The organism is Lentibacillus sp. CBA3610 (assembly GCF_013373365.1).
Taxonomy (GTDB): domain Bacteria; phylum Bacillota; class Bacilli; order Bacillales; family Amphibacillaceae; genus Lentibacillus.
In genome coordinates this window covers 226,181-240,585 of sequence record NZ_CP035925.1, presented here as the reverse complement: position 1 = coordinate 240,585, position 14,405 = coordinate 226,181, and the positions used below count along the sequence as shown (strand labels likewise).

General features: G+C 39.8%; 15 protein-coding genes and 1 pseudogene. 1 reads left to right on the top strand and 15 read right to left on the bottom strand.

Annotated features, from left to right (window positions below; all coding sequences use genetic code 11):
• Window positions 1-5: 5 nt before the first annotated feature.
• The 14 genes and pseudogenes from Len3610_RS01280 to Len3610_RS01215 all read right to left on the bottom strand — a co-directional run bounded on the left by Len3610_RS01280 (window position 6) and on the right by Len3610_RS01215 (window position 11,065).
• Window positions 6-308, bottom strand: a complete 303-nt coding sequence (locus Len3610_RS01280) for a hypothetical protein (RefSeq protein WP_176446357.1) — start codon at window positions 306-308, stop codon at window positions 6-8.
• 257 nt (window positions 309-565) lie between these two features.
• Window positions 566-808 carry a hypothetical protein gene (locus tag Len3610_RS01275; RefSeq protein WP_176446356.1) on the bottom strand — a complete coding sequence of 81 codons (243 nt, stop codon included), beginning with the start codon at window positions 806-808 and terminating at the stop codon, window positions 566-568.
• Window positions 809-841: 33 nt separating this feature from the next.
• A pseudogene (locus Len3610_RS01270) lies at window positions 842-2,330 on the bottom strand (tripartite tricarboxylate transporter permease).
• A 15-nt stretch (window positions 2,331-2,345) separates the two neighbouring features.
• A complete protein-coding gene (locus Len3610_RS01265; protein ID WP_176446355.1) occupies window positions 2,346-2,789 on the bottom strand; it encodes a tripartite tricarboxylate transporter TctB family protein in 444 nt (147 codons plus the stop codon).
• Window positions 2,790-2,853: 64 nt separating this feature from the next.
• Window positions 2,854-3,834 carry a tripartite tricarboxylate transporter substrate binding protein gene (locus Len3610_RS01260; RefSeq protein ID WP_176446354.1) on the bottom strand — a complete coding sequence of 327 codons (981 nt, stop codon included), beginning with the start codon at window positions 3,832-3,834 and terminating at the stop codon, window positions 2,854-2,856.
• A 122-nt stretch (window positions 3,835-3,956) separates the two neighbouring features.
• Entirely contained in the window at window positions 3,957-4,634 is a 678-nt protein-coding gene (locus Len3610_RS01255) for a response regulator (protein ID WP_176446353.1), read from the bottom strand.
• Window positions 4,627-5,850, bottom strand: coding sequence for a sensor histidine kinase (locus tag Len3610_RS01250; protein ID WP_176446352.1), 1,224 nt, complete (start codon window positions 5,848-5,850; stop codon window positions 4,627-4,629). Before Len3610_RS01250 ends, Len3610_RS01255 begins: the two co-directional genes overlap by 8 nt.
• 37 nt (window positions 5,851-5,887) lie before the next feature.
• Window positions 5,888-6,259, bottom strand: a complete 372-nt coding sequence (locus Len3610_RS21590) for a hypothetical protein (protein WP_369693629.1) — start codon at window positions 6,257-6,259, stop codon at window positions 5,888-5,890.
• 229 nt (window positions 6,260-6,488) lie between these two features.
• A complete protein-coding gene (locus tag Len3610_RS01240; RefSeq protein WP_176446350.1) occupies window positions 6,489-6,743 on the bottom strand; it encodes a hypothetical protein in 255 nt (84 codons plus the stop codon).
• Between the two features lie 343 nt (window positions 6,744-7,086).
• On the bottom strand, window positions 7,087-8,070 hold the full coding sequence (locus tag Len3610_RS01235; RefSeq protein WP_176446349.1) for a ring-cleaving dioxygenase: 984 nt from the start codon (window positions 8,068-8,070) through the stop codon (window positions 7,087-7,089).
• A gap of 172 nt (window positions 8,071-8,242) precedes the next feature.
• On the bottom strand, window positions 8,243-8,578 hold the full coding sequence (locus Len3610_RS01230; RefSeq protein WP_176446348.1) for a hypothetical protein: 336 nt from the start codon (window positions 8,576-8,578) through the stop codon (window positions 8,243-8,245).
• A gap of 236 nt (window positions 8,579-8,814) precedes the next feature.
• Complete coding sequence (locus Len3610_RS01225) at window positions 8,815-9,204, bottom strand: hypothetical protein (protein ID WP_176446347.1); 390 nt, start codon at window positions 9,202-9,204, stop codon at window positions 8,815-8,817.
• A gap of 164 nt (window positions 9,205-9,368) precedes the next feature.
• A complete protein-coding gene (locus Len3610_RS01220) occupies window positions 9,369-10,373 on the bottom strand; it encodes a DUF3231 family protein (RefSeq protein ID WP_176449514.1) in 1,005 nt (334 codons plus the stop codon).
• Between the two features lie 254 nt (window positions 10,374-10,627).
• Window positions 10,628-11,065, bottom strand: coding sequence for a universal stress protein (locus tag Len3610_RS01215; RefSeq protein ID WP_255259728.1), 438 nt, complete (start codon window positions 11,063-11,065; stop codon window positions 10,628-10,630).
• Between the two features lie 222 nt (window positions 11,066-11,287).
• Here Len3610_RS01215 and Len3610_RS01210 point away from each other — a divergent pair, with 222 nt between their 5' ends.
• Window positions 11,288-12,691 (top strand): sodium/glutamate symporter, encoded by a 1,404-nt coding sequence (locus tag Len3610_RS01210; protein WP_176446346.1) that lies wholly within the window; start codon window positions 11,288-11,290, stop codon window positions 12,689-12,691.
• A 108-nt stretch (window positions 12,692-12,799) separates the two neighbouring features.
• Here the strand turns inward: Len3610_RS01210 and Len3610_RS01205 are convergent, their stop codons facing one another.
• Window positions 12,800-14,398, bottom strand: coding sequence for a BCCT family transporter (locus Len3610_RS01205; RefSeq protein WP_176446345.1), 1,599 nt, complete (start codon window positions 14,396-14,398; stop codon window positions 12,800-12,802).
• Window positions 14,399-14,405 lie beyond the last annotated feature (7 nt).

The following is a 14,405-nucleotide window of genomic DNA, read 5'->3' as shown; positions in this document are numbered from 1 at the left end:
GTTTATTAAACTTGGCATACGCATGCCGGATAATATCCACTGTGCGCCAATACTGTCCTCGGCAAACCCGACAGATTCTTCTGAGCTGCATATGTCCATGGTACATGGCGTAAAAAAATAACAGCCGTTACGATAACGGCGGTGTAAGGTGGCGCCCCCATTTCGTAGCGTTCATAGTAGGTCAGATCCAACTCCTCTGCCAAGTACGAAAAGAACGGGCAAGCATGTGGCTTATGTTCAATCTTGTCCTGTAATAATTCCTGGAAAAGAACAATCTGATTAGGGGCATCAGGGTTTCGTTGTGCCATTTAATCTCTCCTCGTTTTTGAGATTCCAACGAAGAGTGGCTAAACTGTGGCGTTTTTAAACAAAATAAGGTACAATGAAATCAAAGCACTCTTCGTTGGTTTGTTTTTCTCTCAAAAAACATTGTACCATTAAAAGAGTGCTTTTTCTATGGTTAAAACCTTATAAACCCTGCATTGAAAGGGTATTAGGCGATTTCATCCAAAGCATATTTAAAGCAATTTTTAATCAATATCGAATATACATTATTTTACATAAATTACGGCATACTTCTGTCCAAGGCTCCTAGATAACTCAAAACCTCCTCATAAGAAGAAAGGTGGAAGGAAAGAATCAACACAAGAAGGACAGAACTATAGGCAAGTGGGAACACCCTTCCTATCCAAAGTATCTGAATAATAAGCAGTGTTCCCCCAGCTTTCAGCTCCGGTTCTGAGTCTCCTACCCAAAAAAACAAAATGTATAGAGTAAATGCTATACCTAACAATATCTTTTTTTTCATTAAATTTCCCTCCCATAAATAGGAAAGGACCGGTTATGCTCTCCCCTGTTTAGCATTTTTTATCCATCCGACTATAAATGGATAAGCAATGGATAAAACCGTTAGAACAAGCAAGGTAATCGTAATAGGGGAAGCAAATAGGACATTAAAGAAATTGTCATGTGCAACTATACTTTTCCTGAAGTTCTGTTCCATATCTGAACCCACTATAACTGCAAGAATTAAAGGTGCAACAGGAAATTTGAGAAGCTTCATTACCAAGCCAATCAGTCCAAAAATGACTAAAATATAGAAATCGATAACACTATAACTTAGTGTATAGGTCCCAATGAACGCCAGTACTAAAATTAATGGATAAAGAATCTTGGGTGGAGTATCCAAAATCCTAATCAACAGACCAATCATAAGAATATTAATGATCACCAGAAATAAATTTCCTATGAACATACTGTTAACCAACGTCCATACTGTTTCTGGGTCATTCTCAAATAACAGCGGACCTGGCTGTAACCCCAGCATTATTAGTGCACCTAAAATAACTGCCGTTGTTCCCGAACCAGGGATCCCCATTGTAAGAAGAGGGATAAACGCACCAACTGATGCAGCATTATTTGATGATTCCGGAACAGCCACTCCTTCAATTGCCCCTTTACCAAATCTTTGAGGTTGTTTCGAGATTTGCTGTTCTGTTGTGTAACTGAGCATTGAAGCAATAGAACCACCAGCCCCAGGAAGAATACCTATCAAAAATCCAATAGGTGCCTGCCTAATTATTGGCCACTTTGTTGTCTTCCATTGTTCTTTTGTAATACTTTTTTTGCCAACTTTCTTTTTTTCTTTTTTACTAATCATCAATTAATAGGTTGTATTACTTGCTGCATAAACCCCTATATGATTACAAGAAATCGATACCTTCACTTAATTGTGGAATATCAAACGTAAAACGATACACCCCAGTCTGAGTATCAATACCGACAGTACTTAATATTAGGCCAACACTCATGGAAATAAAGCCTTTTACCATATTTCCTCTTGACAAAGATACAATTGCCGACAAAGTAAATAAAAACAGAAGAAAGTATTCAGCCGGACCGAAATTAAGTGCAAAGGATGCCAGAGGTTTAGCAAGCAGAATAAACCCTGCAATCGCTATTGTTCCGCCAATAAGTGAGGCAATAACTGCTACTGTTAACGCCTGTCCAGCCTGCCCTTTTTGTGTCATCGGATATCCATCAAATGTAGCTGCAATAGCTGACCCATCACCAGGCGTATTAAGTAAAATGGAACTTCTTGAACCTCCGTACATAGCCCCGTAGTAAATAGCCGCCATAAGAACTAATGCACTGGTTGAGTCCATTCCAAAAGTAATCGGTATTAATACTGCAACTGCAGTCGCCGGACCCAAACCTGGCAACATTCCAACAACTGTACCAAGAAATCCGCCAATGAAAACCCACAATAAATTCATAGGCTGGAATGCTGTTGTCAGACCTGATATAAAGCTTTGAAAATCCACCCCCATATTCTTCTCTCCTTTCTATGGAAGACTTACGTTTAATAACTCGGAAAATGAATACCAAGCAACGACTGAAAATAAAACGGCTATTACTATATTCTTAATCCAAGACTTCCTTCCATTAACAATAAATAACAACCCTGATAAAAAAATCATAGTTGAAAATAAAAAGCCTATCCTCTCAAATAGGATTGTATATACAAAAATCATGATTAATGTTGAAACAATTAAAAAAGGAGTTCTCCCTATAAATAGTGCTTTAAACTCCTCAAATTTCTCTCCCCGTTTTTTCCATTCCTGCAGAAAATAAACTATACTGAATACCATTAATACTACTCCAATCAAAATCGGAAAGTAGAGTGGACCATTTGGATCCCCTACATTGGAGCGTGTTAAATTGAAAGTCAGTACCAGATATATTATTCCTGCCACTATACAGATTGAGGGTACAACCAATCTAGCCATGTATCATTCCTCCCTAAAATAAGATGATGAGGCCGGGGGCATCATTAAATACCCCCTATATTTCCTAATCTACCAGTCCTGCTTGTTGTATCAACTCATCGTACATTTCGGTCTGCTCTGCTAAAAATTCTTCTGATTCTTGACTATTATGATAAAATGGCTGCCACTCATTATTTGCCATAACCTCTTGCCATGCATCTGTTTCCACCATCTCACTTATTTTTTCATTCCAATAATTAACTTCTTGTTCAGTCATATCAGGAGGTCCCATCACCCCTCGCCAATGCGGGAAGACCATGTCGACACCTTGCTCCTGCCAGGTACTTACTTCATCCAGTCCTTCTATTCTTTCCTCCGAGCTCACCGCTACAATTTCTATCTCATCAGCAACGTGCTGTTCTTTAGATTCGGAGACTGACATAGTCGCAACATCAACATGACCACCTAATAATGCTGTCAGTACGTCCCCTCCACTTTCATAAACCAAAAACTCAACTTGTGATACATCTACGCCAAATTCATGAGCCGCCTGAACAAAAGATAAATGGTCGTTATTTCCCAGAGCAGGTCCTACGCCGATTGTCAACGAGGTAGGATCTTCTTCAAGTTGCTCCATTATTTCAGCACCTGTTTCAAAAGAAGAATCAGGCGGAACTGCAACTGAAATCCATTCAGTACTTAAAATGGCTAACGGCGTAAATTCCTCATAAGTTAAATCACTCTGTCCCAGCAGGTTATTCGTAATCACCAAACTGGAATTAATTGAAATAGTATGTGCATCCTGGTCTTTCAAATATTGCCAGCCTACTTCACCTCCACCGCCTGGTTGATTCGTCACATTCATGTTTTCTTCTATGAGTCCCTCTTCATCAAAAATATTTTGCATAGCCCTTGCTGTTGCATCCCATCCTCCACCAGGAGAGGCAGGTGCGACAATTTCAATATCCCCATCAGGAAAATTTTGCGCTTCTCCATCACTTTCACTAGAACAACCAGCCATAATTAGTGCCAAAAGGACCAACACTACTCCGAATAGCTTTTTCATAGTTCTCCTCCTTGCTATAGATTTGGTTAATACAATATACTGAATTTTCCCTAATGTATACGTTTTCATAATAAGTCACATAAAGTATCTTAAATTAGTTGTGTTCATTTTGTTCACGAAATTTAACCAAGATAATACCTACGTTCAGGTCTTCCTATGATACCGTACTCCTGTTCAACGTTTACTAAGCCTAATTGAACCAAATACTCTAAATAACGGCGGGCTGTAGTTCTGGATGAACCTATTTTCTCTCCCATTTCTTCAGCTGACCATGATTTTTTATTTTTTTCCATATTGTATTTAACTTTTGAAAGGGTGATCTTGTCTATACCTTTAGGCAATGATTCTTCTGTTACTCGCTTATTTAACCGGGAAGAGAGTAATAATTCATCCACAACATCCTGATTAATATGTTCTTTATATTGCAACAAGTTTTTCTTTTGTTTATATTCATTGATTACTATGTTGAACTTTTCCATACTAACTGGTTTGATTAAATAATTTGTAATACCCTTACGCAAACTATTCTCGAGCAGTTCTTTTTCCGTTGCGGCAGTAATGATAACGACATCCAGATCAGGGTGTATTTTTCTGGAATCTTGAATTAGGTCTGTTCCAAGATAATCAGGCAAGTAAAGGTCCAAAAGCAATAACTCTGGTTTCCATTCTTTGATTAAGGATAATGTTTGTTCACCATTTATTGCTTTTCCTATCACACTTACTCCTTCAATTTCCTTAATAAACTCTTCATGTATATTTGCTATTCTAAAATCATCCTCTGCAATAACAATATTAATCATAGATATGCCTCCTTTCATTTTTAGGGATATATACTGTAACTGTTGTCCCTTGTGAGGTTGAATCAACTTGAATTACCCCGTTCAATTTCTCTACAGTTGATTTAACGTTTGCCAAACCGAAACCTCTTTTCTCTTCACCTTGCTTTTTAGTTGAATAGCCGGACTGAAAAATTTTCTTTATTTTCTGTTCTTCAATACCGTTTCCATTATCGGCGATCTCAAATATTATATCGTTCCCTATATCAATTGCAGAGAAGGATACACTTGGGTTCTGCTGAGAAACCACAGCATCCAAAGCATTATCTATTAAATTACCAATAATTGTCACCAAATCACTGGATTCAATATGGGGTGGTAATGGGCTTAGATAGCTTTCCTGATCAATAATTAAATCAATCTTTTTTTCTGAGGCTTTTCCTATTTTTCCTATTAAGACAGCTTGAACATTTGAATCTTTTATTTGTTCAAAAATGCTTCGATTTATCATCTCAAGATTACTTATCTCTTTATCAATCAAACTCAGCACCTCATCATATTTCCCCAACTGTAACATACCATATATAAGGTGCATTTGATTGGAGTGTTCATGTGTCTGAGCACGCAAATCATCAGAATACCTTTTAACCTCGGATAACGTGTTTATCAATTCTGTGATTTCGGTTTTATCTCTTAGTGTTGCTACTAACCCTGTAGTATTTTGATCTGTTAGTGTAGGGACCAGGTTAACAATTAACGTCTTATTATTGATCACTGTTTCCTGGTTTAGTTTTCCTTTCCTATCCTCATATACTTTTTGATAATCTAAGTTTGGCAATAAGGTAGTAATATGCCTCTTAGTATAAGAATTATTTATACCAAGCAGCTTCTTGGCTGACTTATTAATAAGTGTTACCATCCTATCTTCGTTTGTTGCAACGACACCCTCATTTAAAGAAGTAAGCAATGCATCTCTATTTCTGTACAATTCAGCAATTTCCCGCGGTTCATAGCCCAATGTTTCTTTTCTTATGTGACGAGCTAATAAATAGCCCAATCCTATTCCTATAACAATGACAATAATCGAGAAATACATAATAATCCTTATTCGTTCAAAAATTAAAGACCATAGCTCCTTTTTTAAATAACCGACTGTTACTACTCCCAGGACGTTTTCGGACGATGATAGGACCGGGGCAATACCGACTATAGCAGGACCAGTAAATTCATCTGTTTCCAAATTATAATACCCTCCAAAAACGCGAGCCTTGTACCCATCACGAAAATTTGTGGATCCTGCCAAGATACTCATCATCGGGATGAGTTAAAACCCTGCCATATTTATCTTGTACAATTATAAAATCTGCATCATTTTCCAAACTGAATTGATCAGTCAGAAATTGTAATGACTGTCTGGTTTGATTTTCATTTAACCCTTCTGTTATTGAAGGGAGTGCAGATACAGTCCTTGCAGTTTGCAGGCTTAATGTATATTTATTTGAAATAATTTGTTGAATGTTAGAATAGGTAAAGAATCCGGAAAGAATAAGTATGAGACTTATTATGACGCCTAATAACAATCCGGTTATTTTCGTTTGCAAAGATACATTGGTTAAACGTTTTAACAGTGTATATACCTCCCCTCGCATCAATAAATATAACTAATTCAAGCAATCAATTTTTTTAACATAATATAACAGGATTCATATTATTAACGGAGGCAGACATCAGCACATATCGTTTTGAGAATCTCAAATAGATTAACCTTCCAGCCTGTAAATCAAAAACCGGTCATATGGATCACCATCAAATATATGTGACAGGGTGATTTCTTTTTTTAGTTCAAAAGGGGTTTCATTTTCCAAAAAATGAATATAATTATCCGATCCATAATAGACAATGTAGTTCAATACCTCGCTTATATTGCTTTGCCGAAAGCAGGATGTTGTGAATGACGCTCATAAATGTCTTAATCGAAAAGGGATTGAAAAAATAGAACTGGTTATCAAATTGATTGATCTGATAGTCCTCCGTCATACAGTGATGAAAATGAATCTTGTTCATTTGCTTCTGTGTCTGATTCAAATACCGCATGCGATTTCTGACAGCTTCATCATAGGGTGATCTATTCATTTCGACACCGGTTACAGCAACATTGTGAAATAATAAATATAAAAGCTCAACCGTCCTTTTCCGTAGCCAAAATCAATAACCTGATTACCGGTTTTCAAATGATAACCCTGAAATAACGCATCCCGCGCTCTGTATGATGTCGGCTGGTATGGGTTATGATATAAGGTATCAGGAAAATCTATTGGCACTCCCCTAGTTTTGATGTTCAGCAAGTTGTGTCATAAAGGACTGGTCAGTTCCCTAGAGTTTTATTCTATTATACGTGTAGATGCAACAATTTTCCATGCAAAATAAAAAAGACCAACATTGGTTGGCCTCTCTAGATCACTCTGTTCATAACTTTCTACTCATACTCCTTCCCAAACGCCTTCGTACTTCTCACTGTATCAATCGGACGGACAAATTGTTCAATCTGCTCACGCTTCGCCTCAAGCATCGGCGGCAATGCTAATTTCTCACCTAATGTTTCATACGGCTCGTCATCCATAAATCCAGGACCATCTGTTGCGAATTCGAATAAAATTTGCGGAGCCACTGGTGCGTATAATGATTCAAAATAGAAACGATTGACATAACCGGATGTGCGGAATCCGAAATCGTCCATTCGTTTAATCCACTCTTCCAGAACAGAACGGTCTTCAACACGGAATGCTGAATGATGAACTGTTCCATAACCTTGCTGTGCGTTTGGCATGACGGTGTTATACTCAACAACAACCCGTGCGCCATTTCCGCCTTCACCCACTTCAAACAGATGGCGATCGCCTTCCTGGTCAATCTCTTTGAACTGCAGAACTTTTTCCATCACTTCTTTGAAATAGTCAAAATTGGCGATACGTACATGAATCGGGCCAAGTCCGGTGATCGCATACGCCAATGGAATCGGGCCATCCTGCCATGGTGTTCCCGGTGCCACACCATCCAAATTTTCATCCGAGACTAATTGATATTTCTGATCATCAAAATCTGAAAACGAAAGTGTTTTAACCCCGAATTCTTCTTTGATGCCATCGTGCTGAATTTCAAGCCGGTCAAAACGTTTTACCCAGTACTCCAGCGCCTCATCGCTTGGTACGCGAAATGCCGTTTTGGCAATTTCATTCGTGCCATGCGTTCCCTGTGGAATTCCGGGAAAATCAAAAAATGTCATATCTGTTCCTGGATTGCCTTCATCATCCGCAAAAAACAAATGATATGTCCGGATATCATCCTGGTTGACCGTTTTTTTGACCAATCGCATGCCCAGTACATACGTGAAAAATTCATAATTCTTTTCTGCACTGCTTGTGATGGCAGTAACGTGATGCATTCCCTTTATACCATTCATAAAAATTCCTCCATACTTTATTAAAATAATTAATCTGAATTAATTTAATTTGAATTCAAAATAAATATAATACAACCACCTTATGTATGTCAATTTATACGATTCCAACAAAAAACCGATGCTTGATGACCCTGCTTGTCAGTAAGGACTCACACACCGGCTATTCATATAACTAATTAATAAGTCTATTCAGCATGACACTATGTTCACCATATTTCTGAGAAAGAAAGCCAACATCATTTTCGATATTAATAATCCGTTCTTCCATCCTGTCCATTCGCGTTTCCAACCCGCCAACACGTTGTTCGAGACCGCCCATGCGGTGTTCCAGGCCGTCCATTCGATGTTCCAGACCGTCCATGCGGTGTTCCAGACCGTCCATGCGGTGTTCAAGATTGTCCATTCGAATTTCAAGCTTGTCGATTCGTCCATTTACTGCTGCGAATTCTTCATGCATCTCCTTGAACCCCTGCTGAACAATCCCCGCCAGTTCATCCATATCCACCATATCACCACCCTTTGCATTCTAATAGAATTATAGCACAGGGCAGCTAGAATGGTGAAATGGCTAAAATTTAATTTTTCCTCGCTGTCAAACCGCAAAAGGACGCATAAATCCTTGCTAATTCACTTTTCATAAACATTATCTTTCAAAAATGATGAGTTTTATAGACTCAAGAAACATTTATTCTGATTTTAATATTTACGCAAATGTGCACAGTATCTTTTTGCTGTACACATGCATCAAACGTCAATCACACCTTTAAAAACCATCCCCTGGTCAAAATCGATGACCTCAATCATACTTTTATCCTTTTCAAAAACACTTTTATATTGCGCATATCCACTTTCATCTTTCAAAATAATAATCCGTATGTTATGACTGTTCTCAACGACCTGCATCTGATAACTATCAGCGTCCACCTGCTCATCCAATATGTCACTTTCAGGGTACATACCGGCAGTGACATCGTCATTTGAAATGTTTTGTGTCTTCTTATTCTTCTGTGTCATCTTTGCCTTTGCCTTTGTCCGATATCCCGCTGCTGAGCCTGTAAAATTAGTTGATTCGGCATAGGCTGCTGATGCAGAAGCCATCGTCTTAGCCAATTTATTCACAAACATTGATTTCATTTTGATACCCCTTTCTATTTTCGGGCTAGCCTTAGCATAATGAAACTTTTTGAAAAATAGGTTGGAGAATCATTAGAAATCACTGAGAAATTGGTGGAAAATTTGCGGTATGCCTGTAAACATTCTGTAAGCTGGGACAAAGGGTCTGACCCTTTGTCCCACTCTCAGTTTTTCTTCTTGGCCAGTTCATCACGATCAAGTGCTCGTGGCGGTTCTTCCATCCAGCCATGCTTGATCATAATATTGGCGCCATCCTCTGCATACTTCAGAATTTCGTTCAATAACCTGTTATAAGCTGTTCCAATGTCTCGTCTTGGGCTCATAGACATGCTTGCTCCATAGTAACCGACACTCAATGCAATGAGTCCAGTACTGTAAAACATCATTAACTTATCGGAAAATGTATAGGTCGTAGAATTCGTTACGGAATCTTCCATCTTTGTCGGAGCGGGGATATCGTCCTCATGCAAGATCGAACCAAAAACTTCACAATGCTTTTGTGCGATTTCCTTTCCTCTGACCAAAAACTTTCGAACATCCGTGTTTTTGGCCACTTGACTGTATCCGACCAACGTAGCCGATCCCAAAGCATTTCGGTGATAATTTCCAAATAAATTATTAATTTCCGAACCTGCTAATGGACGTCTCTCCCCAAAGTACCCCGTCAAAAAGCTTTGATTCTTCACGAAATCATAGCTTTCCGGTGTTGGAAGCTGTGGAAGTGCCGAATATAGACCCTTGGATTGCAAAGTTGAATTACTCATTTTAAGCAGTTCGTCCTGTTCCCGCAGACACTCCGAAAAGAAGTTATAGACATCCTCCCTTCCAGCCAATGACAAACTGATACTGAATGCCTCTAAAGCTGTTTTGAACCCTTGCTGGAGGTAATTCAGAATATAAGCATCGGAAAACAATTTCGGCGCATTGACATCCACATCGTCATCTAAACTAAATCCATATGGAATTGGATAACTCTCTTTATTAAATATTTCGGTGATTTGCAATATATGCGATTGGACTACATTTAGAGATTTTTGTAAAATCAGCTGAATGTCTTCATCATTAACTTTCATCAAAAAATATTGCAATTGACATTCCAGCGCATTGTCATTCATGTAAGCTGCCCAAAGCTGTGTTATTTCTGCTGATGTCAGTGATTGGTTCTCCATATTCACGTCCTGCACCTCCTAACACATCAATACGCATATTTTTACCGAAAGATAGAACGATATGCAGAAACATAGGAAAAACTCAGGCTTAGCCTCGTCCTTCCAGAGGTCAGATGCCGGAAGTCAGACTTGAAGAAATCGGTGAGTTAGCCGATTTCCGAATTGAAAACGTCATCCGAAATTTATACTTTTTTATCTTATTAAAAATAGCCGATCCATTATGGACCGGCTCCTTCTAATAAGAGCTTAAGTATTTATTTAATGACCAATACCGGACAGTCAGATTCCTGCACGACCCGGTTACTGACACTGCCCAAAATCATTTTTTTCACGCCACCGAGACCCCTGCTCCCTACAATGATTAAGTCTATATCATACGCATCAGCATGATTACAAATCCTGGTTCCTGCATTTCGATTTACGGCATCGATGATAATATCTGTATTTATCGTGATATCTTCTTGTTTAAAATCTTCCTCGATTACTTCCATATCAGGCTTGATTTTTTCCGCCAGCTCCCACTGAATGCTTCGTGCGACCGCCGTATTGGTGCTTGGTCCAGCTTGAGTCACAACCGACACCACATATACTTCTGTTTCCGGAATCCCTCTAGCCTGAAATTTAGCCTCCTGAAGCGCTTCTTTACTCAAATCCGATCCGTCATAAGCCACGAGAATTTTTCGTTTCATCATAAGCACTCCCTTTTTAGATTCGGAAAACAATAACGCTTTTCCTGCTTCTATTATATCATTGATATGTCGCGCATCCCGGAACACTTCCAAACATACTGTGAATTTTCAAAAGTAATGTTAGAAATAGTGAAAGGATAATGTTATAGCAACTGTTTACACCCTTGGACAAAGGGGAATAGAAAAGAATAACTTATTTAAACTAAGACGGAAAGGAGACCTAACATGACACCTGACCAAATAGGTTTTGCATTATTATATCTGGGATTATTTCTATTAATCGGAAAGTGGATTCGGGTACGTGTAAAATGGATGCAGAATTTATTTCTGCCTTCCTCTGTTATTGGCGGGTTCTTCGCTCTTTTTTTAGGCCCGCAAGTACTTGGACGACTATTGGAACCTTACACGGGAGGAGATTCGTTTTGGGCCACGGGGCTTTTGTCTCCTGAGGTAATGAACGTCTGGGAGCCCCTTCCAGGATTAATGATTAATGTTGTCTTTGCCACATTGTTTTTAGGCACGGTGCTCCCAAGCTTATCAAAAGTCTGGCACGTCGGTGGTCCACAGCTTTCATTCGGGTGGACGCTCGGCTGGGGCCAATATGTTGTTGGTCTGTTGCTGGCTCTGTTCGTACTCGTACCATTCTATGACATGCCGCCATTTGTCGGCGCCCTCATTGAAATAGGCTTTGAAGGCGGACACGGAACAGCTGGCGGTCTGCAGGGAACATTTGAAGAACTTGGATTTGCCGGTGCTTACGATCTCGCTATCGGATTAGCCACGGTTGGTATTTTATCTGGTGTAATTATTGGTATTGCAGCTATCAACTGGGGTATACGGAAGAAAAAAACAGACGTGATAACCGATACAGAAGAGATGTCGTCGGTGAAGAAAGCAGGCATTGTCGAATTTGAAAATCGTGACAAAGCAGCGAAAATGACCGTCAGACCGGAATCAATCGAACCGCTGTCCTTTCATTTTGGAATGGTTGGCCTTGCCGTTCTGACCGGTTACATCCTATTGCAGGGAATCACCTGGCTGGAAGGTGCCATCATCGGATCCGATTTTATGACCTATATTCCGTTGTTCCCATTAGCTATGATCGGCGGAATAATTGTTCAGCTCATTGCCAGCAAGGTTGATAAAGCAAATCTTCTGGACAGGCAAATGGTCATGAGAATACAAGGGTTTGCACTTGATATCCTAATTATAACCGCTATTGGTACCGTTTCACTCGATGTCATTGGTGAATATATCGTGCCGTTCCTGCTCTTATCCATTGTTGGGATTGCCTGGAATGTCATTGGTTTCTTTGTTTTGGCACCACGCATGATACCGACATACTGGTTGGAAAGAGGTATCGGTGATTTTGGCCAATCAATGGGTATTACGGCCACCGGTTTACTATTGATGCGTGTGGCAGACCCGGAAATGAAATCACCTGCATATGAAGGTTTCGGCTATAAACAGCTCGTCTTTGAACCATTTTTAGGTGGCGGTCTCGTTACAGCATTATCCGCCCCACTCGTATTCCAATTTGGTCCGGTACCATTCCTCATTTTTGCAACCGTGATGCTGGCAGCTGGTTTACTTGTGGGCTTGTTGTACTTCGGAAAAAAGAAAGAATAAACCACGCCCTTACACATGGATACAGAATAAAAAGAGCATGAACCTTATAAAAGGCCATGCTCTTTTTTATAAAAATTGTATCCACATTTCTCCTGTTATTCAGGTTCATTAATCCCTAAGCCGCTTACCTTTCAGTTTAACTTGTCGCCCTTTTCTTCCGCGTACATTATGAATCCAGGCTCTGTCGTTATCCATCATTTTCTTGGCAGCGTAAATGGTCAAGAACTGTATGAGGATGATCGGTATGCCCATAAGTCCTGACAGAACTTCCAGAGGCGGCAAACCACCTATCCGCATCAGGAGCAGTGCCAGCACTGTTATGATTGCTGCTACAATTATTCTTAATGCCCTTGACGGTTCTGCCTGACTCATGTTTCGTGTGCCTGTGTACGATGCAATGGTATACGTTGTCGAATCCAATGTCGTCGTTAAAAAGATTGTTGCAATGATGATAAAGATAATAAGCACAATAGGCGCTAAAGGCAATGAAGATAGAATTGCCGGTATGACCGCCATCGCATCTTCCTCCACAATATCCAGAACAGGAACTTCGCCAGTGAGATATTGGTGTACACCAAGACCTCCTAAGACACCTGTTGCTACCCAGGATAGGAGCGTAGGCGCTAATAGGTACGTTAAAATCATTTCTCGAATGGTTCTGCCCTTTGAAATCTTGGCAGCAAACACACTATGCAGCATCGCCCATGTAGCACTGTAGGCAAACCAGAAGACCGTATTGCTGACAATATATGTGGAGCCCTCCATATTGGTCGAATCCGTGTAGATGGATATATCGATATAATTTGCCAGTAAATGACCGACACTGTCTGTAAAAAAGTTAAGAATAAAAATACCAGGTCCTATAATCATAATAAATATGGCAAATGCGCCAGCCAAGTACATATTCAGGGTACTTAAGCGTTTAATTCCTTTTTCAATGCCCAAATAGGCACTTATCGAGAATAAAAAGACCCAGACAATCGTCACAATCAGCGTTAAAGTGAAGGACTGCTCAATGTTTAACAGTTCAGCCAGGTTGTAAGTAACAATCGGTGCGCCTAGACCTAATGTGACCGCTGCGCCTGCAAGTATACTGACGAGAAAGATAATATCCAATATTTTGCCGCCAAGACCATCCACGAACTTATCACCAAAAATATCGCGGCATGCTTCGGATATTCGCATAAATGGTTTCTTTCGTACGTGCAAAATATAACCCATTGCAGGCGCCGCCATAACAAAGATAGCAAATACCTGTACGCTCCACATGAACATACTGTAGGCATTTCCCCAAAGCAGTGCTTCAGCTGACCCGGCCTCAGCACCGAACGGCGGATCAACCGCCACATTCGCCCATTCGGTCATACCCGTTCGCATGATTGTTGAGCCAAGCCCCATGGCAATTAAAATGGAAGCATATTCAAATAAATTAAAGCGTGGTTTTTCTAACGGATCACCCAACACAACATTTCCATATTTGGAAAATGATAGGTATAAACCAGCCGCGACCAGAATAATCGCGTACCATATGTAGCCCCAGGTGAACATTCCAACAATCCGATCAAAAATGCTATTCAAGAGTTCCAGCGATTCATCCTCATACATCGCAAATGGAATACAAATTAAAATAATAATAATTAAGGACGGCGCAAAAATCCTATGGTCAATTAACCTGCTGCTTAACCCTCTACTACCATTTCCCTTCATTGTGAAA

Coding starts and splice junctions, on each gene's coding strand:
- Len3610_RS01235 (WP_176446349.1), bottom strand. CDS start 8,070: ATGAATGGTATAAAGGGAATGCATCACGTTACTGCCATCACAAGCAGT.
- Len3610_RS01205 (WP_176446345.1), bottom strand. CDS start 14,398: ATGAAGGGAAATGGTAGTAGAGGGTTAAGCAGCAGGTTAATTGACCAT.
- Len3610_RS01260 (WP_176446354.1), bottom strand. CDS start 3,834: ATGAAAAAGCTATTCGGAGTAGTGTTGGTCCTTTTGGCACTAATTATG.
- Len3610_RS01220 (WP_176449514.1), bottom strand. CDS start 10,373: ATGGAGAACCAATCACTGACATCAGCAGAAATAACACAGCTTTGGGCA.
- Len3610_RS01265 (WP_176446355.1), bottom strand. CDS start 2,789: ATGGCTAGATTGGTTGTACCCTCAATCTGTATAGTGGCAGGAATAATA.
- Len3610_RS01275 (WP_176446356.1), bottom strand. CDS start 808: ATGAAAAAAAAGATATTGTTAGGTATAGCATTTACTCTATACATTTTG.
- Len3610_RS01215 (WP_255259728.1), bottom strand. CDS start 11,065: ATGATGAAACGAAAAATTCTCGTGGCTTATGACGGATCGGATTTGAGT.
- Len3610_RS01255 (WP_176446353.1), bottom strand. CDS start 4,634: ATGATTAATATTGTTATTGCAGAGGATGATTTTAGAATAGCAAATATA.
- Len3610_RS01210 (WP_176446346.1), top strand. CDS start 11,288: ATGACACCTGACCAAATAGGTTTTGCATTATTATATCTGGGATTATTT.
- Len3610_RS01230 (WP_176446348.1), bottom strand. CDS start 8,578: ATGGTGGATATGGATGAACTGGCGGGGATTGTTCAGCAGGGGTTCAAG.
- Len3610_RS21590 (WP_369693629.1), bottom strand. CDS start 6,259: ATGCGAGGGGAGGTATATACACTGTTAAAACGTTTAACCAATGTATCT.
- Len3610_RS01280 (WP_176446357.1), bottom strand. CDS start 308: ATGGCACAACGAAACCCTGATGCCCCTAATCAGATTGTTCTTTTCCAG.
- Len3610_RS01225 (WP_176446347.1), bottom strand. CDS start 9,204: ATGAAATCAATGTTTGTGAATAAATTGGCTAAGACGATGGCTTCTGCA.
- Len3610_RS01240 (WP_176446350.1), bottom strand. CDS start 6,743: ATGAATAGATCACCCTATGATGAAGCTGTCAGAAATCGCATGCGGTAT.